We start from the raw sequence: 18,698 nt of genomic DNA on the forward strand, positions 1-18,698 counted from the left end.
AACAGAGCGTGCAGGACGTGTGCGGCCGCAGCGGCGTGGCGGCGGACGCCCGGACTTTGAGCGCTGGTCTGCGATGAGCGGCGCTCAGCCCGACGGGCCCTCTCCGGCAAGCGTTTTCGCCGACGGTGGGGAAGTCGGCCGCGATCACGCCCGGGTCGATTGGGCGGCGACGCCGCTCGGTCCGCCGGACCGGTGGCCGCAGAGCTTGTTGACCGCGGTGAGCATCCTGCTGACGTCGCGGTTCCCGATGTGGATGGCGTGGGGACCTGACCTGACGTTCTTCTGCAACGACGCCTACCGGCGCGACACCCTCGGCCGGAAGTACCCGTGGGCACTGGGCCGGCCCGCCCGCGAGGTGTGGGCCGAGATCTGGGAGGACATCGGTCCGCGCATCGAAAAGGTGCTCTCGACCGGCGAAGCGACGTGGGACACAGCGCTGCTGTTGTTCCTGCAGCGGTCCGGCTACACCGAGGAGACCTACCACACGTTCTCCTACAGCCCGCTGCGCGACGACGAGGGCCGGGTGGTCGGCATGCTGTGCGTCGTCAGCGAGGACACCGTGCGGGTGATCGGCGAGCGCCGAATGGCGACGCTGCGCGACCTCGGATCCGACCCCAGCTTGGTGCGCGCCGAGGAGGAGATCCTGCGCTTCGTCGACCGACAGCTGGATCAGAATCTTCGCGACCTGCCCTTCACGCTGACCTACCTGTTCGACGAGGAAGGGTCGGCACGGCTGGCCGGCGCCAGCGGTATCGCCGCGGGACATCCCGCGGTGCCCGAGCGACTGGCAGCCGGTACCGATCGGCCCTGGCCGCTCGCCGCCCTGGCCCGGGGGGAATCGGTGCTGGTCGACCTCGACGAGGACGCCTACCCGTCGTTGCCGACCGGGGACTGGCGCAAACCCCCGGTCCAGGCCCTGCTGGTGCCGCTGTTGCATCAGGGCGGTTCGCCGAGCGGCTTCCTGGTCGCCGGACTGAACCGATACCGGCTCCTGGACGAGGCCTACCGCGGCTTCGTCACCCTGGTGGCGGCGCACATCGCCGCCGGCATCGGTTTGGCACGCAGCTACCGGGCCCAGCAGCGGCGGGCCGAGGAGCTGGCCGAACTGGACCGCGCCAAGACCGCCTTCTTCTCCAACATCAGCCACGAGTTCCGGACCCCACTGACGCTGATCCTGGACCCCGTTTCGGAACTGCGCCGGGCCGACGGTGTCGACGAGGAGACCCGGCAAGAGTTGGATGTGGTGTGGCGCAACGGATTACGGCTCGCCAAGCTGGTGAACGCGCTGTTGGACTTCTCCCGGATCGAGGCGGGTCGCACCCAGGCGCTCTATCAACCGGTCGACCTCGGCGCCCTGACCGCCGAGCTGGCCAGCGTGTTCCGTTCGGCGATGGAGCGCGCCGGCCTGGTCTTCGAGGTCGACTGCGAACCGCTCGACGAGCCGGTGTACCTCGATCGCGACATGTGGGAGAAGGTGATCTTCAACCTGCTGTCGAACGCGCTGAAGTTCACCTTCGACGGACGTGTGACGGTGCTGGTGCGCAGAGACGGGCGCGATGCGGTGGTGGTCGTGGCCGACACCGGCTCCGGTGTGCCCGCCGAGGAGATGCCGCGCCTGTTCGAACGTTTCCACCGCATCGAGAACGCGAAGGCGCGGTCCAACGAGGGCAGCGGCATCGGGCTGGCCCTGGTCAAGGAGCTCATCACGCTGCACGGCGGCACGATCGCCGCCGACAGCGTCGAAGGGCGGGGAACGACGTTCACGATCCGCTTGCCCATCGGCGCCGCCCATCTACCCGACGATGCCATCGCGCCGGCGAGCCACCCCCGCGGCGGTGCGGGAGCCGCCAACGCCTACGTCGAGGAGGCGTTGCGGTGGATCCCCGCCATGGGTGAACCCGCCGCGGGCGAGCCGGCCGGAGCCGGAACGGGACTGGCGTTCGGGGCCGCCACCGCCGCCGCGCAGGCGCGGGTGCTGGTCGCCGACGACAACGCCGACATGCGCGAATATCTGAGCCGGCTCTTGCGCTCGGACGGATACCGGGTCGAGGCCGTCGTCGACGGGCACAAGGCCCTGGAGGCGATCCGGGCCAGCCCGCCCGATCTCGTGATCAGCGATGTGATGATGCCCCGCCTCGACGGGCTAGGACTGGTCGCCGAGCTACGCGCCGACCGGCGCACCGCGGCCCTGCCGGTGCTGCTGCTTTCGGCGCGCGCCGGCCAGGAGGCGTCGATCGACGGCCTGCGCGCCGGCGCCGACGACTACCTGGTGAAGCCGTTCGCGGCCGCCGAGCTGCTCGCGCGGGTGCGCACCAACGTCGAGCTCGCCCGGCTGCGTGAATATCACGCCCGTTGGCGGTCGGCGCTGGTCGATTCGTTGCAGGAGGCCTTTTTCGTCTGCGACGAGGACGGTGCGGTGATCGAGATCAACCCGGCCTTCACCGACATCCTCGGCTTCGACTCGGCCGGCCTGCCGTACCGGCCCGTGTACCCGTGGTGGCCGTCTGCCGAGCACGATCCCGACGCGTACCGGCGCGTGCAGGACGCCTTCAACAGCTTGCTGACCGACCGGCACGGCAGCATCGGCGCGGTGCCCGTCACCCATCGCGACGGGCACCGGCTGTGGGTGGCGATGACGTTCACCCACACCGAGGATCCCGAGACCGGGCGTGACGTCGTGGTCGGAACCCTGCGCGACGTCAGTGCCGAGCACTACATCGTGCAGCGCGAGACCGCGCTGGCCTCGCTCAATGAGCAACTCGCCCAATCCGACACCCTCGACGAGGCGGTGCTGGCCGCCAGCGAGGAGTTCGCCGCGGTGTGGGGCGCTCGACGGGTGCTGGCGGTCACCTGGACCGACGCCGGGGACCGCGACTTTGAGTCGGCGGATCCGCACCTGGTGTGTGTCGGCGAGCCGGCGCGCTGGGACGACCTGCCCCCGCACACCCGCACGGTGATCACCGCGTTGCGTGACGACCAGCTGCTCGACCCGGACACCTCGACCGCCGGCGCCGCCGGCGTGGCGTTGCGCCATCCGCAGGGCGTGCTTGTGATCTACATCGAGCTGTTCGAGCGGCGGCGCTTCACCGCCGAGGATCACACGCTGCTCACGGTGCTGGCCGGCCGGCTCGGGCAGGGGCTGCAGCGCGTCCATCAGATCGACCAGCAGCGCGAGACCGCGCTGGCCCTGCAGCACGCGATCCTGGGGCCGTCGCTGTCCAGCGGCTTCGCCGTCCGGTATCAGCCGGCCACCAGCCCGCTGCAGGTCGGCGGCGACTGGTACGACGTCGTCAACCTCGATGACGGCCGCATCGGACTGATCGTCGGTGACTGCGTCGGCCACGGACTCACCGCCGCCACGATCATGGGTCAGCTGCGCAGCGCCTGCCGCGCCCTGCTGCTCGAACACCCGAGCCCGGCGGCGGCGCTGTCAGGGTTGGACCGGTTCGCGGCCCGGCTGCCCGGGGCGCGCTGCACCACCGCGTTCTGCGCGGTGCTCGACCCGCAGAACGGTGAGCTGGTGTACTCGTGCGCGGGTCACCCGCCACCAATCCTGGTCACCGCGGACCGGTCGACCCGGCTGCTGGAAGGAGCCCGCGCGACCCCGCTCGGTCTCAAGAGTCCGCCGCACCGCACCGAGGAGCGGGAGACGATGCCGCCGCGGTCCACCCTGCTGCTCTACACCGACGGTCTGGTCGAACGCCGACGGGAATCGATCGACGACGGGATCGCCCGCGCGACGGACGTCGTCCAGGACAACCGGGCCACCGCGCTCGACGAGCTGGCCAACGTGATCATGTCCCGGCTGGCACCCGCCGACGGCTACCGCGACGACGTCGCGCTGCTGCTCTACCGCCAGCCCGCGCCGCTGGATCTCGACTTCCCCGCCGACGTCGGGGAACTGGCCGCCAGCCGCACCGCGCTGCGGGACTGGCTGTCCGCGGTGGGGGTGTCCCACGAGCAGTCGCTGGACGTGCTGATCGCGGTCGGCGAAGCGCTGGCCAACGCCATCGAGCACGGTCACCGCGAGCTTCCGGGCCGGGTCCGGCTGTGCGCCATCGCGCTGCCCGACACCGTGTACCTGACCGTCACCGATTCCGGGACGTGGAAGACGCCTGCCGAGATCCCCGCCCTGCACCGGGGTAGGGGCATCGCACTGATGGAGGCCTTGATGCAGGATGTCAGCATCGACTCCCAGACCACGGGCACCACTGTCCGCATGACCGCCAGGATCACATGATGGCCACCCCGCTGACCCTGCACACCCACCGTCAGGAGGACGGTTCGGTGGTGCTGACGGCCGCCGGCGAGCTGGACATGAGCAACATCGCGGCGTTCTCCGAGGCCGTCGGCGCCGCGGTCGACGGGAAGGGGCGCAGGCTGCTCGTCGATCTGAGCGCCGTGGAGTACCTCGACAGCGGCGCCATCAACGTCCTCTTCGAGCACGTGGACTCCATCGAGCTCGTGGTCAACCCCATCCTGCTGCCGGTCTTGACGGTCAGCGGCCTGACCAAGGCGACGATCGTCAAACCCGCCGACGGTTAGCCGTTCTGCTCGGACCCGGAGTCGGACTGCGCCCGCAGGCGCGCCGCGCGGCGCTTGCCTTCGTGCATCGCGGCCACGCGCGCGACCGGGATGGTCCGGCCGTGCTCGATCAGCTCGCCGGGCAGCCGTTGCGGCGCGGGCATCTCGGCCGTCCACGGGTCGGCGCCGCCGAGGAGCCCGGTAGCGGTGTGCACCGTGAAGTCGCGGGGGTGCACCCGATCCAGATCCGACCACGCCACCGGAAACGACACCGGTGTGCCGGGACGCAGCCGCGGACTGTAGGCCGCGGCGACGGTGGCGCCGCCCGCGCGGGTCGCGTCGACAAACACCTTTCCCGCGCGGTCGGCGACGATGAACGCGGTGGTGGCGAGGGCCGGGTCCAGCGCCTCGGCGCGGGCGGCGAGGGCGCGCGTCGCGGCCGCCACGTCGTCGACGGGTGCGCTGTCGTCGATCGGGACGAAGATGTGCAGACCGCGCGAGCCGCTGGTCTTCACCGCCCCTGCCAGTCCGCAGTCGGTCAGGGCTTGCCGCACCAGGTGGGCGACGGTCACCACGGAGGCGAAGTCGGCGCCGTCCGGCGGGTCCAGGTCGAGGATCAGATGTGTGGGGCGGTAGATGTCGCCGGCCGGCCCCAGCGCCGGGTGGTATTCGACGGCGCGCTGATTGGCCAACCACAGCAGCGTGCGCCGGTCGTCGCAGACCGCGTACCGGATCTGACGTTGCGACGCCTCTGCCCAGATCGACGTCGTGCGTAGCCATTCCGGGGTGTACTTGGGGACGTTCTTCTGCATGAACGGGGCGCGGCCCCGCAGCGCCCGCAGCACCGTCAACGGCCTGCCGGCGAGCACAGGCACGATGTGATCGGCGACCGCGTCCAGGTAGTCGACGAGGTCGCGCTTGGTGGCCCCGGCGTCGTCGGTCAGCGGTTGATCCAGATTGGTCAGCTCGATGCCGGCACGCTCCTCGCTGCTGCCCATCCGGCCAGCCTAGGCCGGTCGTGCCGGTCCGATCGCGTGCTGCGCCGGCGCGCCTCGGTCTCTGACAGCGCCGACCACCGCGCGGCTCACTGCGCACAAACCCGCTGATCAACCTGTGAATCGGCTGTCAACGTGCAGTTGACAGCCAATGGTTTGACGGGCTAGACGTATGACACGCGACACACGAAGTGTCACGCGTGCGGCGGGCCGGATCGGGGGCGGGGCAAGTGGCAGGTGCCGGGCGGTCCGGGATCGGCAGGCTCATCCGTGTCCTGGCGCTGCCCATCCTCGTGGGCTGGATTCTGCTGACCGTCCTGACGAACGTCGCGGTCCCGTCGCTGGAAAAGGTCGGTGAAGAACACACCGTCGGGATGAGCGCCAACGACGCGCCGTCGCTGGTGTCCATGAAGCGCGTCGGCGCGAACTTCGACGAGTTCAACTCCGACAGCAGCGCGATGATCGTGCTCGAAGGCGAACAGCCACTCGGCGACGCGGCGCATCGCTACTACGACGACCTCGTCGACAAACTGGAAGCCGACACCGCCAACGTCCAGCACGTCGCCGACTTCTGGGGCGATCCGCTGACCGCGTCGGGCGCGCAGAGCACCGACGGCAAAGCGGCCTATGTGCAGGTATACCTGCAAGGCAACCAAGGCGAGCCGCGGGCCAACGAGGCGGTGGCCGCGGTCCGCGAGATCGTCGAGCAGACATCGGCGCCGCCGGGAATCAAGGCCTACGTGACCGGTGGCGCGCCGCTGGTCGCCGACCAGCACAACGCCGGCGACAAGAGCGTCTTCCGGGTCACGATGATCACCATCGGCGTCATCGCCGTCATGCTGGTGCTCGTCTTCCGATCGGTGGCCACCATGGTCCTGATCCTGTTCATGGTGTTCGCGGAACTGGGTGCGGCGCGGGGCATCGTCGCCTTCCTGGCCGATGCCGAGATCATCGGCCTGTCGACGTTCGCGACGAGCCTGCTGACTTTGATGGTGATCGCCGCCGGGACCGATTACGCCATCTTCGCGATCGGACGGTATCAGGAGGCCCGCGACGCGGGGGAGGACCGGGAAACGGCGTACTACACCATGTTTCGCGGCACCGCACACGTCGTGCTCGGCTCCGGTCTGACCATCGCCGGGGCGATGTTGTGCCTGAGCTTCACCCGGTTGCCGTACTTCCAGACCATGGGGGTGCCCTGCGCGGTGGGCACGTTCGTCGCTGTGCTCGCGGCGCTGACGCTGGGACCCGCCGTCGTCGCGATCGGCAGCCGCTTCGGGCTGTTCGACCCCAAGCGGGCGATCAGCTCCCGCGGTTGGCGGCGCATTGGGGTGTCGGTGGTGCGCTGGCCGGGTCCGGTGCTGGCCGCGACGCTGACGCTGGCGCTGGTCGGCCTCGTCACGCTGCCGGGCTACAAGACCAATTACGACGCCCGCGATTACCTGCCCTCCGATGTTCCCGCCAACGTCGGTTATGCCGTCGCCGACCGGCATTTCGGCAGCGCCCGGATGAACCCCGAGCTGCTGATGGTCGAAAGCGACCACGACCTGCGTAACCCCGCGGACTTCCTCGTCATCGACAAGATCGCCAAGTCGATCTTCCGCGTGCCCGGGGTGGCGCGGGTGCAGACGATCACCCGCCCCGATGGCAAACCGATCAAGCACACGACGATTCCGTTCCAGATGAGCATGCGGGGGACCACGCAGCGTCTCAACGAGAAGTACATGCAGGACCGGATGGCCGACATGCTGGTGCAGGCCGATGCGATGCAGACCAACGTCGACACGATGACGAAGATGCAGAGCCTGATGACGCAGATGTCGGCCACCACCCACGACATGGTCCTCAAGACCAAGAAGACGGCTGTCGACATCGCCGAAGTGCGGGACTACCTCGCCAATCTGGACGACTTCGTCCGCCCGGTCCGTAATTACTTCTACTGGGAACCGCACTGCTACAACATCCCGGTCTGCCACGCGATGCGGTCGGTGTTCGACACCCTCGACGGCATCAACCCGCTGACCGACGACATCCAGGAACTCGTTCCCGACCTGGAACGCCTCGATGCGCTGATGCCGCAGTTGATTGCACTGTTGCCCAGTCAGATCGAGTCGATGCGCAACATGCAGTCGATGATGCTGACGATGTATCAGAGCCAGAAGGGCCTTCAGGACCAGATGGCGTCGCAGTCCGAGGACGCCGACGCGATGGGGGAAGCCTTCGACGACTCCATGAACGACGACTCGTTCTATCTGCCGCCGGAGGCCTTCGACAACGACGACTTCACACGCGGCATGGAGAATTTCATTTCCCCGGACGGCAAGTCGGTGCGGTTCATCATCGCCCACGAGGGCGATCCTGCGACGATCGAGGGAACCTCGCGGGTGCAGCCCATCAAGACCGCGGCCAAGGAGGCCATCAAGGGCACGCCTCTGGAAGGGTCCACGGTGTACCTCGCCGGCACCGCGGCCACCTACAAGGACATGGGCGACGGCGCGTTCTACGACCTGTTGATCGCCGGGATCGCCGCCGTCACACTGATTTTCACCATCATGCTGATCATCACCCGGAGTGTGGTGGCCGCGGCGGTGATCGTCGGCACCGTATTGGTCTCCCTCGGTGCGTCTTTCGGCCTGTCCGTGCTTCTGTGGCAGCACATCATCGGGCTGGAGTTGCACTGGATGGTATTGCCGATGGCGGTGATCCTGCTGCTCGCCGTCGGATCGGACTACAACCTGCTGCTGGTGTCGCGGTTCAAAGAGGAGCTTCCCGGAGGGTTGAAAACCGGCATCATCCGCGCGATGGCCGGCACCGGATCGGTGGTCACCTCAGCTGGCCTGGTCTTCGCATTCACGATGGCGTCGTTCGCGTTCAGCGACCTGACGGTGATGGCACAGGTGGGCACCACCATCGCGCTCGGGCTGTTGTTCGACACGCTCATCGTGCGCTCGTTCATGACTCCGGCGGTCGCCGCACTGCTCGGGCGATGGTTCTGGTGGCCGCAACGCGTGCGCAGTCAGGCCTCGCAGCGACGGTTGGCCGAGATCACGGGCTGACGCGGCGCGCCAGCTCGCCGATGATGCTGGTGTCGAGTTGGGCGAGCAGCTCCCCGGCGTCCTCGAAGACGTCCTTCGCCCCGGCCTCGAGCAGTTCGCCACGGGACACCCCGCCGCTGAGCACCCCGATCGAGGGCACCGACGCACGTCTGGCGGCCTCGCAGTCCCACACCGCGTCGCCGACGAACACCGCGTCCGAGGCGGTGACCCCGGCACGGTCGAGCGCCACCCGGACGATGTCGGGTTTCGGTTTGGCGGTGTCGACGTCCTGCGACGAGGTCACCGCCGACACCACGTCGTCACAATCGAGAACGTCACGCAAGATGCGTAATTCGTCTTCGGGAGCCGAGGTGGCCAGCACCACCTGCAGGCCCAGCTGTGCCACCCGGCGGAGCAGATCACGCGCACCCGGAAGCGGAGTCAGCAGCCCGGCTGTCTCCTTGTAGAACTCGCTGTGGCGGTCCTTGAGGGTGTCGACCACGTCCTGGCTCGCATCGCCGGCAAGGGTGCGCACCAGTGTGGTGCCGTCCATGCCGATGCAGCGGTGGATGCGCCAACCGTCAGCGGGCACATTCTCGGCGTCGAACGCGCGCAACCAGGCGTACACGTGCAGATAGTTCGAGTCCACCAGCGTCCCGTCTATGTCGAAAAGGACGGCGGGGGAGGGGGTTTCGCTCCTCACCGGTCGGCTCTGGAGGTGTCGGTATATCTGGTACCCGGCGCGCGGCCGGGCGCGGCGAGCACCCGTGTCCACTCAGCGTTCATGGGGCGAGGCATTACCCCGCCGTGGTGGGCCCAAACGTGCCGGTGTGCCCGTTACCCGGCGTCGGCGGTCCCGCTCGGTCCTGAGTCGTCGGCCGATTCGCCGGTACCGCCCGCGTGCGCGTCGTCGGCCGGTTCGTCGGGCGGAGTCGCGGTGGTGCCCGGTTCGGCCGGGCCCGCGTGCCCGCCGGCGTTCCCGGTTCCGGGATCCGCCGTCGACGGGTCCGCGTCGGTCACTTCGTCGTCGGGGTTCTCGACGGTCTCCGACGGGTTTTCGCTCTCCTCCGTGGGGGTGTCGTCTTCGGCGGGGGCTGGATCGTACGGTGCGGACGCGCGCGGAGGCTGCGGCGCCAGGGAGGTGGCGGGCGGGGTCTCGGGCCGGGGCAGCGGCACGGTGATGGCGCCGGGATCCGGCGGCTCGGCCGGTCCGGTAGCCGTACCGGCCGATCCGGTACCCATGCCGACAGATCCGCTACCCGTGCCGGCGGGTGCGGACAGGGTTTCGCCGACCGCCTGCAGGGAATCGACCAGGTGCGCCACCGGTCCGGTGAGCTGATCGACGACTGGAGCTTCCACCACCGGGCTCAGCAGGCCGTACGACGAGTCCTCGGTTTCATCCACCCGGCCGTTGAGAAACCCGTCGGCGATGCGCCCCGGGATGTTGGTCACGGCACCCAATGTGCCGACGACGTCAAGGTGCAGCAGCGCCTCGGCGACGTCGCCGGCCGCTGACCCGGCGGCGATCACGCCGCTGGCGATCGGCAGCGCCAGCCGGATGATCATGCTGGCCGCGGTGCGGAACGGCTCACCCGAACCGGCCACCCTGGCCAGGTTGATCACAGGGTCGGCGATGGCGCGGACGACGGCCCGAACCACCGCGACGACATCGCCGGTGCCGATCGCGTTCACGACCTCGGCGAGCGAGTTGTACTGGTTCTCGGCGACCGCTCTGACGATCGGCAACGGCGCATCCAAGAATTCGTCGAGCCGGTCGCCGGCGTTGGCCAGCGAGCGCATCAGCACCTGCGGGTAGAACTCGAGCGGATTCGGCGCCGCGGTCAGGTCGACCGCCGAGTGGGTGATCCGGACGTCGGTGAACGTCGATGTCGGTTCCAGGGGCGCCACCGCAAGCACAGCCACGCTGGACACGGCGACCCCGGCGGTCACCCACGGGCGGATCGAAGACGCCATCGCGCACCCCCAGCTGTCGACCGCCGCCGACGGCTCCCGCCCGTGCGGTTGGCGACCGGTCCCTAAAACTAACTCAACCGCAGGTCACCGCATGAGTCTTTGGAGCATCCCGGCCGGTTCGGCACTGGCGCGGCGCGGGTGTTTCCACCGCGCAGGGCTGAGTGGGCCTGCGTTGGGTAACCTTCGCCCATGACCGCCGTAGCGAGCAGGAGGACCCGGTGAGCGGAGGCTTGTTCGCGCTTCTCGACGACGTCGCCGCGCTGGCCCGGATGGCGGCGGCCTCCGTCGACGACATCGGCGCCGCCGCGGGCAAGGCGACGGCCAAGGCCGCCGGCGTGGTGGTGGATGACACCGCGGTCACGCCGCAATACGTGCACGGCATCGCCGCCGAGCGCGAGCTGCCGATCATCAAGCGCATCGCGATCGGATCGCTGCGCAACAAGGTCCTCTTCATCCTGCCGGTGGCGTTGCTGTTGAGTCAGTTCGCGCCGTGGTTGCTGACGCCGATCCTGATGCTGGGCGCCACCTACCTGTGCTTCGAAGGCGCCGAGAAGGTCTGGGGCATGATCCGTGGTCACGAGACGCACGGAGCGCCCGCGGCCATCTTGGGTGCGGACGCCGAGAAGTTCATGGTGACCGGCGCGATCCGCACCGACCTGATCCTGTCGGCCGAGATCATGGTGATCGCTCTGAACGAGGTCGCCGACCAGCCGTTCGTGCCCCGCCTGGTCATCCTGCTCGTGGTCGCCGTGGCCATCACCGCCGTCGTGTACGGGGTCGTCGCGGGCATCGTGAAGATGGATGACATCGGCCTGCGCCTGACCGAACGTTCGTCGGCGTTCGCCCAGAAAGTCGGCCGCGGTCTGGTCGCAGGGATGCCGAAGCTGCTGTCGGCGCTGTCGGTGATCGGCACCGTGGCGATGCTCTGGGTCGGCGGGCACATCCTGCTCATCGGCACAGACGAACTGGGCTGGCACGGGCCCTACAGCCTGGTGCATCACGCCGAGGAGTACGTCCACCACGTCGGCGGGGTCGGGGCGGCACTGGCCTGGCTGGTCAACACCGCCGCGTCAGCGGTGATCGGCCTCGTGGTCGGCGCGCTCGTCGTAGCGGTCATGCACGTGTTGCCGTTCGGGCGCAAAGCCAAGCACTGAGCGGTTCAGTCGGCGACGGCGAAACGGCGGTCGAACGCAGCGCGCCGGATGTCGAGCTGCTCCTGACGCTGTGCCGCGCTGAGGTAGATCGTGGTCGGCGGTAGCACCGCGGGCAGGTCCGGCAGGGCAACAACCTGGGCGTCGACCGTCGGAGTCGGCGCCGCGTTCAGGTCGAGGTCTTGGAACCGCAGCGACAGCGTGCCCTTGTTCAGGCCGCCGGTCGAGACCCAGTTGTGCACGTCGGGATCGGTGGGCGAGATCACGAAGGTGTAGGCGCCGTCCGGATTCGGCAGCGCCTGCGCGTTGTTGAGGCTGGTCTGTTCGTTCCAGTAATCGCCGGTGATCGTCCACAGATTGGTGACCGGGACGGTGAAGTAGCGCGCGTTGCCCGGGGTGACAGTGACGACCAGGGCCTGGTCGTCGGCCAAGTGGAAGTACCCGGCGCTCTGCAGCTGCGTGGCGAGGAACTCCGCATTGCGGGACGGGTCTTTGAGCACATTAGGCGCCATCCGTTCACCGGTCTGCGGGTCGGTGGTGGCGACCTTGATGTACTTCGACTCCATGCCCAGGCCGAGCGCCATGATCACTGCGGTGAACGCGCCGCGCAGGATCCGCGGCGGCTCCTTCATCGGTGGAATCAAGGACACCAGCGCGGTCAGCAGGGGACTCCTGGTCACCAGGGGCCCCAGCCCCGGGATCGCGAAGCCGCCGAGTTGACTGAACAGGCTGTTGCGCGGCCCGGACAGCCGTTCAATGCTCAGCGTCATCGGCGACTGAGTGGTCCAGTCCGACAACGTGTTCCGGACCGCGATCAGCGTGGTGTCGGAGGTCAGCTGGAGGTGGTTGCGCTGGCCCGCCGCGGCCGGGGCGCCGCTGACGGTGATGGTGAACGAGCCGTCCGGTGCGATGTCGATGTCGCGGCCGCTGAGGTAGTCCGCGGTGACGCCGGACAGTCCGGTGAGCACGCTGAAGTTGGTGTCCGCCGGCTGCGCGCCGACGAACTGGCCCCTGATCACGTACGTGGAGGTCATGTTCACCCCCATGAAGCGGTACACCGTGTCGGGGTTGTCGTAGAGGATGCGGGAACCGGGCACATCCCGGCCGTACCAGGTGTGCGGCGGCGCGACCTGGGTGACGACCGTCGGCGTCATCGGATTGAGCAGTTGCTGCTGGAACGCCGCGCCCATCGCGTACTCGTCGACGGAGCGGCCGAGTTGGCCGATGTTGTCCCAGTCCGGCCCGCCGATGTGGTCGTACTGGCGGGTGGCGGTCGCCAGCCAGCCGGCGCCCAGCACGAACTTCATCAGCCGAACCGGCCAGGTCTTGACGGTCTCGGACGCGATGCGCTCGGCCGCCAGTTGTTGCTCGGTGGCAAGCGGGCTGGTGGCAGGGGTCGGCAGCGGGGCCACGGTCGACTCGGGGACGGCCTCGCGCCGCGCGACTCCGGTCAACGTCCACACCGCCGCGGATTCGGGGCTGTTGTCGCGATCCCCGGTCACGTCCGCGGCATCGCCGCCGTCGGGTTCGGCGGCCGTGACGGCGACTGTGGTTCGGGTGGGAGGTGACTCGGTGTCGTCCGGAACATCGGCCGCGGCTACTTCGTCGTCTTCGTCTACGTCTTGCTCGACGTTCTGACGATCGGCGTCGCCTTCTTCTGCGTCTTGTTCGCCAGCGTCGGCAGCGTGATCGTCGACGTCGTGTTGGTCGGTGGGGTGGTCGTCGACATCCTCACCGTCGACGTCGCGGTCGGCGGCTCGGTCGCGGCTCGTGTCGGTCCGTGCGGTGTCGTTCTCCGACGTGGAACTGGACGACGATTGCGCGCCAGCGGTCGTGTCGTCGGCCGTCGCGATGGCGGGACCGTTCGCGATCGCGATCCCGATGCCGAGGGCAACGGCGAGCCCGCCGACCCGGCCGACGAAGCGGCCATGGCGCGCGAGGGGCGCGAGCGCAGCGAGCGGGGTGACGGGAGCGAGCGGCGTCGTTTCCACCATCGGCGTCCTTCCGTGCAGACCCTGCCCGTACGGTAACGCCGCGGGGCCTGGCATCGCGCCGAACTCGCATTCCACGCGGCTTTTCCGGGGGTTTTCCCACGCTGTGCGCGGTCTCGGCGATCGATTCCGGCCACCCGTCGTTCAATTTCTGCCAGGCGAAATGAACACCCGCGGCGGCGGGTTTAACCAGTCAGATCCACCAAGATCAACCACCACCGAAGTCGAAACCGCGCGATTCGCTCCACGGCTCCGACCCACCACCGGGAAGGACACCATCATGAAGAACCTCACCATCGCCACCGCTTTCGCCGCCGGCCTGTCCGCTGCTGTCGTCGGGCTGGCCGCCCCGGCGGTCGCGGCCCCCTCGGGCGGAAACGCCGATGCCACGATCAGCCAGCTCGAAGCCCAGGGCCACCGCGTGGTGGTCAACCGGCTGTCGAACGCCCCGCTCAGTGAGGCCAGTGTGGTCGGGATCCACAAGGGCGGTGACATCCGCTCCACAGTCCGCGACTACCGCTACGACCGCACTTTCCAGAACACCACCACAGGCAGCGTCTACTACGTCGACGTCCGCTGAGCGGACACGTCCGCCGAGATCGCGTCCAGCGCGGGGAATCCCGCGAAACGGCCGCGCGGAATGCGATTTCGGCACGCAGTCGGGAACGGAGAGCGCTCTCTGCGGCGTAGATCAGTCCTCGCTGCCGGTGCGGTCACCGAGGAACGCCAGCAGGCGCGGATCGGAGCTGGTGAACCGGCCGGCCTCCTCGCCGCCGTCGCAGCGCAGCAACGCAACGGTCACCTCCGAAGCGGTGCGGGTCAGCACCCGCCACACCGCGCCGGAGTCCTCCCACCGCTGTAACTCGGCAACGCGGTCCTCGTTCATGACCTCACGATCTCATCTAGGCTTCGCTGCGTGCATGGTGCTCTCGATGTCGCCATCGCAGCGACGTTCATCTGGCTCGGCATGGTGCTGGCGATCTCGTTCCTGGAAGCTCCGCTGAAATTCCGCGCACCCGGTGTAACCCTGCAGATCGGGCTCGGCATCGGGCGGTTGGTGTTCCGCGCCCTCAACGTGTGCGAGGGAGTGCTGGCGGCAGCAGCCGTGGTCGCGACAGTCATCGCCGGCGGACCGACGGCGGCTCTCGTCCTGCTGGCGGTGGCGGCCGTGATGCTGGCTGCGCAGATGGTGTTCGTCCGGCCGGCGTTGACCCGCCGCTCCGACCAGGTGCTGGCCGGTGCCGAGGGACCGCGGTCGCGGGCGCACTACGGGTATGTCGGACTGGAGCTGGTCAAGGTGATCGCGCTGATCGCCGGCGGCGTTCTACTCCTGGTGTAGCCGCCGAATGTAGGTAAACCTGCCCTCACTTGCTCCGGTAGGCTCTGCGGTCACGATGACTGACGTTCTACCGATCCTGCCCAGGGAGCTCACCGAGATCAGCGACGAGGTGCGCGTCGTGCCGCCGCCGCCGATCCCGCGTCTCGCCGCTCCGTACGAGGTCCGGCTCGTCGACCCTGACTCCGACGCGGCGATGATCTCCGAGTGGATGAACCGTCCGCATCTGGCCGAGGCGTGGGAGTACGACCGGCCGGTGCAGTGGTGGCACGGGTACCTGCGCGCCCAGCTGGCCGGCCGGTACTCGCGTCCGCTCATCGGCATGTTCAGGGGGGAACCGCACGGTTACATCGAGGTGTACCGCGCCGCAAAGGATTCCATCGCCCCGCGCTATGACGCCGACCCGCACGACCTCGGTCTGCACGCCGCGATTGCCGACCTGGACATCGTCAACCGCGGCTTCGGGCCGATTTTGCTGCCCCGGCTGGCGGCCAGCCTGTTCGAGATCGAACCGCAGTGCCGGCGCATCATGTTCGACCCCGACCACCGCAATGTCGGCGCCCGCCGGCTGTGCGAGTACGCCAGATGTGACTTCCTCGGCGAACACCAGATGTCGAACCGGCGAATGGCGCTGTACGCGCTCAACCGCCCGTCCTAGTCGGAAGTCACTGTGCCACCGATCATCTCGTCGTAGCTGTCGAAGTCCGGCTTCATCGCCGCGGCCACCAGCTCCCACAGCACCTCGTCGGTGCCGCCGCCGACCCGCGCCAGTTTCATGTCACGCCACCACCTGCCCAGCGGCGTCTCGTCGACGAGGTAACCCGAACCGCCGAAGATGTGCATGCACTCAGAAAGCACCTCCTCGCCCAGGCGCGCCGCGGTGACCTTGACGGCGGCGGCCGCGCGCAGATCCAGCCGTCCCTGCGCGGCGATGCCGTTGAGGCCGTGGCGGAGCAGGTCGACGCGGGCCTGCAGGTCTGCCATTCGCATGCGCAATGCCTGATGCTCGAAGAGCGTCGCGCCGAACTGTCTCCGTTGCACCATGCGCGCATGGGTCACGCCCAGCACGCGCTGGCATGACGAGGCCACCTGACCGGCGATCGACATACGTTCGTGCGCAAGGCCCCACGAGATGGCGGCCAACCCGGTGCCGGGCCGCGCCACCAGATGGTCGGCGGGCACCCAGGTGTCGATGTGCACGGCGGCGGTGTCCAGCGGGCCGGCGCCCACCTTGCGGTACGGGGTCTGTACCTCGACCTGCGTGGTCGGTACGGCGATCACCAGGACGTTGCCGTGCCTGCTGGACGGATCGTGGTCCACTCCGCGCGCGACGACGATGATGTGGTCGGCGATCGGGGACAGCGAGACGAACTTCTTGACGCCACGGATGTGGAAACCGTCACGTTCGGAACGGACTTCGGTCTCGACAATCTGCAAATCCGAGCCGCCGGACTCCTCGGAGGCGCCGATGCACAGCACCGCCTCACCGTCGATCGCCTGTTCGCACACCGCCTTGAGGTGGTCCGACCTGCCGAACCGGCGCAGCACCGCGATCGCCGAATCATGCAGGCTCACACCGACGCCGATACCCGCGGACCCCAGTCGCCCGAGTTGGAAAGCGAGCTCGTTGAGCTTGGCGACGTCGGGGTGATGGCCACCGGCCGGGCCCCATTTACTGCGGAAGACCCCGGCAGCACCGAGGTGTTCGATCAGCTTCCGCGGAAAACGCTCCGAGGCTTCGGCTTCCGCCGTCCAAGCGGTGACCTGCTCGCCGAACACGTCGGTGAGCAGAGTGCGGTAGCCGTCGACGTCGATGTCGGTGGACGCGGTCATGCGCGGGCAGCCTCCAGATCTCGTTTGACTTCCAGGCGCCGCAGCTTGCCCGAGGATGTCCGCGGCAGCGCGCCCGGCGTCATGAATACGACGTCGGCGGGAACCACCCCACACTGCGATGCGACGCGTTGCACCACTTCACTTCTCGCGCCGGCCTCGTCGGGACCGCGGAACTCCGCGGCGATGATCAGACCCTGGCGAGCCGAGTCGCCGTCGGTGCCGACCGCGACGACGGCGCCGTCGCGCACCCCACGGACCTGTGCGGCGACCCGTTCCACCTCGCTGGGGAAGATGTTGCGCCCGGCGATGGTGATGAGTTCCTTGACCCGGCCGCACACGACCAGCCCGTCGTCGGTGACGTAGCCGAGATCTCCGGTACGGAACCACTCGCCGGGAGTCAGTGGCTCCTGACCCAAGTAGCCGGTCATCAGCGACGTGCCGCGGATCTCGACTTCGCCGATCGCGTGGTCGCCGGCCTGGCCGGTGTGCTCGGATTCCGAGATGCGCAGTTCCATACCGGGAATCGGTCTGCCGAGCACCGCGTGGCGCCGCACGGCTTCGGTCACCGGGTCGACGATCTCCTCGACGACCAGCCCGGTGCCGGGCTCGGGGGCGGTGACCGCGCACGTCGACTCGGCCAGTCCGTACGACGGCGCCGCAACCCGCGGATCGAGACCGAAACGGGCGAGTTCGTCGAGGAACACCTGGAAGCCGTCGCAATCGATCGGTTCGCCACCGTTGATGGCGAACCGGAGCCGGCTCAGGTCGACGTCGGGAACCCTGCGGGCGTACTTGCCGATCACCGAATACGCGAAATTCGGTGCGGCAGTGAGGGCTGCGCCACTCTCGGACAGCCAGCTCAGCCACCGGAACGGCGAGGCGGCGAACGCCGCGGTGGGAGCCACCCACATCTCGGCGCCGGAGAGCAGGCCGGTGAGCAGGAAGGTCAGCCCCATGTCGTGGTAGAGCGGCAACCAGGTCAAGCCGATGTCGACGGTCGGATCGACCGCGGTGTGCTGCAGCAGCGCGGTGACGTTGTTCATGACCGCGTCGGGAGAGAGCAGCGCGGTGCGCGGCGTGCCGGTGGAGCCGGCGGTGCCTTGCAGCACCGCCGCAGTGCCGACCGCACCGGCCTGCAGCGTCAGCGTGGTGGACCGTCTCGAGTGCCCCACCTCGGACACGTCGTGGACGGTCAGACCGGAATCGTTGTCACGCAACAAGTCCGGGTAGGCGCCGTGGGTGAAGATCTGTGTGACGCCGATGCCGGCGAAACGCTCGGCGGTGGCGCGGGCCCATTGCCGGTCGTCGGCGCCGCGTACCGGTCCGGGCAGGATCGACAGGGCGCGGCCGGCCAGCCAGGACCCCTGAATCGCGGCGATGAACTCGACGGTGGGCTCGCCGACCAGACCCACGGCACCGTCGGGTCCGTCGAGGATCCGTTCGGCGATGTTCTCCGAGCGCAGGTGCACCTCCCCCCATGGGTGGCGATTCCACTGTCCGGCGGCCCGGTCGAGGACCATCAGGTCCCGGGGAGATGCCGTCATCGCCCGCGACAGCGCCGCGGCGAACGCGCTCACTGGGCTGTGGGGGTCTTCGACAGGATGGCCCGCTCGAGATCGCCGACGGTGTCGCAGGTCAGCAGATCCTCTTCCGAGAGCACGACCCCGAGTTTGTCCTCGATCGCGACCATGCCGACCGCGAACGCCACCGAGTCCAGGCCGACGTCGTCGATGAGCCGCGAATCCCGCGTGACGCGGGTGATGTCGACGTTCAGGTCGTCGCGCAGGATCTCCTCGAGGGCGGTGCTGACGCCGGACGGTGGTGACGTGGTCATGGCGGCAGAGGTTACCTCGTCAGAT

The 18,698-nt window shown here is 68.7% G+C and carries 15 protein-coding genes; 7 read left to right on the top strand and 8 right to left on the bottom strand.

What is annotated here, in order from left to right:
- The first annotated feature begins 73 nt into the window (after nt 1–73).
- On the top strand, nt 74–4,240 hold the full coding sequence (locus tag KXD97_RS16920; protein WP_260751191.1) for a SpoIIE family protein phosphatase: 4,167 nt from the start codon (nt 74–76) through the stop codon (nt 4,238–4,240).
- Complete coding sequence (locus KXD97_RS16925; RefSeq protein ID WP_260751192.1) at nt 4,240–4,545, top strand: STAS domain-containing protein; 306 nt, start codon at nt 4,240–4,242, stop codon at nt 4,543–4,545. Before KXD97_RS16920 ends, KXD97_RS16925 begins: the two co-directional genes overlap by 1 nt.
- On the opposite strand, the gene KXD97_RS16930 is transcribed toward KXD97_RS16925, so the two are convergent.
- Complete coding sequence (locus KXD97_RS16930; RefSeq protein ID WP_260751193.1) at nt 4,542–5,522, bottom strand: DNA polymerase domain-containing protein; 981 nt, start codon at nt 5,520–5,522, stop codon at nt 4,542–4,544. The two genes, KXD97_RS16925 and KXD97_RS16930, sit on opposite strands and share 4 nt — an antisense overlap.
- A gap of 227 nt (nt 5,523–5,749) precedes the next feature.
- Between KXD97_RS16930 and KXD97_RS16935 the strand changes: the two genes are divergently transcribed.
- A complete protein-coding gene (locus tag KXD97_RS16935; protein ID WP_260751194.1) occupies nt 5,750–8,575 on the top strand; it encodes an RND family transporter in 2,826 nt (941 codons plus the stop codon).
- Here the strand turns inward: KXD97_RS16935 and KXD97_RS16940 are convergent.
- Nucleotides 8,565–9,257, bottom strand: a complete 693-nt coding sequence (locus KXD97_RS16940) for an HAD family hydrolase (RefSeq protein ID WP_260751195.1) — start codon at nt 9,255–9,257, stop codon at nt 8,565–8,567. The two genes, KXD97_RS16935 and KXD97_RS16940, sit on opposite strands and share 11 nt — an antisense overlap.
- 134 nt (nt 9,258–9,391) lie before the next feature.
- Nucleotides 9,392–10,528, bottom strand: a complete 1,137-nt coding sequence (locus tag KXD97_RS16945) for a hypothetical protein (protein ID WP_260751196.1) — start codon at nt 10,526–10,528, stop codon at nt 9,392–9,394.
- 218 nt (nt 10,529–10,746) lie between these two features.
- Between KXD97_RS16945 and KXD97_RS16950 the strand changes: the two genes are divergently transcribed.
- Nucleotides 10,747–11,682, top strand: a complete 936-nt coding sequence (locus KXD97_RS16950) for a DUF808 domain-containing protein (protein ID WP_260751197.1) — start codon at nt 10,747–10,749, stop codon at nt 11,680–11,682.
- 5 nt (nt 11,683–11,687) lie between these two features.
- On the opposite strand, the gene KXD97_RS16955 is transcribed toward KXD97_RS16950, so the two are convergent.
- Nucleotides 11,688–13,673 carry a DUF1214 domain-containing protein gene (locus KXD97_RS16955; protein WP_260751198.1) on the bottom strand — a complete coding sequence of 662 codons (1,986 nt, stop codon included), beginning with the start codon at nt 13,671–13,673 and terminating at the stop codon, nt 11,688–11,690.
- Nucleotides 13,674–13,950: 277 nt separating this feature from the next.
- On the opposite strand from KXD97_RS16955, the gene KXD97_RS16960 reads away from it, so the two are divergent.
- A complete protein-coding gene (locus tag KXD97_RS16960; RefSeq protein ID WP_260751199.1) occupies nt 13,951–14,250 on the top strand; it encodes a hypothetical protein in 300 nt (99 codons plus the stop codon).
- 111 nt (nt 14,251–14,361) lie between these two features.
- Here KXD97_RS16960 and KXD97_RS16965 read toward each other — a convergent pair whose 3' ends face one another.
- The gene (locus KXD97_RS16965; protein WP_260751200.1) at nt 14,362–14,556 is read right to left on the bottom strand and encodes a hypothetical protein; all 195 of its coding nucleotides are present in this window, start codon (nt 14,554–14,556) and stop codon (nt 14,362–14,364) included.
- Between the two features lie 81 nt (nt 14,557–14,637).
- Here KXD97_RS16965 and KXD97_RS16970 point away from each other — a divergent pair, with 81 nt between their 5' ends.
- A complete protein-coding gene (locus tag KXD97_RS16970) occupies nt 14,638–15,009 on the top strand; it encodes a hypothetical protein (protein ID WP_260758016.1) in 372 nt (123 codons plus the stop codon).
- Between the two features lie 55 nt (nt 15,010–15,064).
- Nucleotides 15,065–15,664 (top strand): GNAT family N-acetyltransferase, encoded by a 600-nt coding sequence (locus tag KXD97_RS16975; protein ID WP_260751201.1) that lies wholly within the window; start codon nt 15,065–15,067, stop codon nt 15,662–15,664.
- On the opposite strand, the gene mbtN is transcribed toward KXD97_RS16975, so the two are convergent.
- The 3 genes from mbtN to KXD97_RS16990 are packed head-to-tail and all read right to left on the bottom strand — an operon-like array spanning nt 15,661 to nt 18,673.
- Nucleotides 15,661–16,839 (bottom strand): mycobactin biosynthesis acyl-ACP dehydrogenase MbtN, encoded by a 1,179-nt coding sequence (mbtN, locus tag KXD97_RS16980; RefSeq protein ID WP_260751202.1) that lies wholly within the window; start codon nt 16,837–16,839, stop codon nt 15,661–15,663. The genes KXD97_RS16975 and mbtN overlap by 4 nt on opposite strands.
- Nucleotides 16,836–18,416, bottom strand: coding sequence for a long-chain-fatty acid--ACP ligase MbtM (gene mbtM / locus KXD97_RS16985; RefSeq protein WP_260751203.1), 1,581 nt, complete (start codon nt 18,414–18,416; stop codon nt 16,836–16,838). Before mbtM ends, mbtN begins: the two co-directional genes overlap by 4 nt.
- Nucleotides 18,413–18,673, bottom strand: a complete 261-nt coding sequence (locus tag KXD97_RS16990; protein ID WP_260751204.1) for an acyl carrier protein — start codon at nt 18,671–18,673, stop codon at nt 18,413–18,415. The genes mbtM and KXD97_RS16990 overlap by 4 nt, the downstream gene beginning before the upstream one ends.
- Nucleotides 18,674–18,698: the final 25 nt, after the last annotated feature.

The organism is Mycobacterium sp. SMC-8 (assembly GCF_025263565.1).
GTDB lineage: Bacteria > Actinomycetota > Actinomycetes > Mycobacteriales > Mycobacteriaceae > Mycobacterium.

Coding starts and splice junctions, on each gene's coding strand:
- KXD97_RS16920 (WP_260751191.1), top strand. CDS start 74: ATGAGCGGCGCTCAGCCCGACGGGCCCTCTCCGGCAAGCGTTTTCGCC.
- KXD97_RS16925 (WP_260751192.1), top strand. CDS start 4,240: ATGGCCACCCCGCTGACCCTGCACACCCACCGTCAGGAGGACGGTTCG.
- KXD97_RS16930 (WP_260751193.1), bottom strand. CDS start 5,522: ATGGGCAGCAGCGAGGAGCGTGCCGGCATCGAGCTGACCAATCTGGAT.
- KXD97_RS16945 (WP_260751196.1), bottom strand. CDS start 10,528: ATGGCGTCTTCGATCCGCCCGTGGGTGACCGCCGGGGTCGCCGTGTCC.
- KXD97_RS16955 (WP_260751198.1), bottom strand. CDS start 13,673: ATGGTGGAAACGACGCCGCTCGCTCCCGTCACCCCGCTCGCTGCGCTC.
- KXD97_RS16960 (WP_260751199.1), top strand. CDS start 13,951: ATGAAGAACCTCACCATCGCCACCGCTTTCGCCGCCGGCCTGTCCGCT.
- KXD97_RS16965 (WP_260751200.1), bottom strand. CDS start 14,556: ATGAACGAGGACCGCGTTGCCGAGTTACAGCGGTGGGAGGACTCCGGC.
- KXD97_RS16970 (WP_260758016.1), top strand. CDS start 14,638: ATGGTGCTGGCGATCTCGTTCCTGGAAGCTCCGCTGAAATTCCGCGCA.
- KXD97_RS16975 (WP_260751201.1), top strand. CDS start 15,065: ATGACTGACGTTCTACCGATCCTGCCCAGGGAGCTCACCGAGATCAGC.
- mbtN (WP_260751202.1), bottom strand. CDS start 16,839: ATGACCGCGTCCACCGACATCGACGTCGACGGCTACCGCACTCTGCTC.
- KXD97_RS16990 (WP_260751204.1), bottom strand. CDS start 18,673: ATGACCACGTCACCACCGTCCGGCGTCAGCACCGCCCTCGAGGAGATC.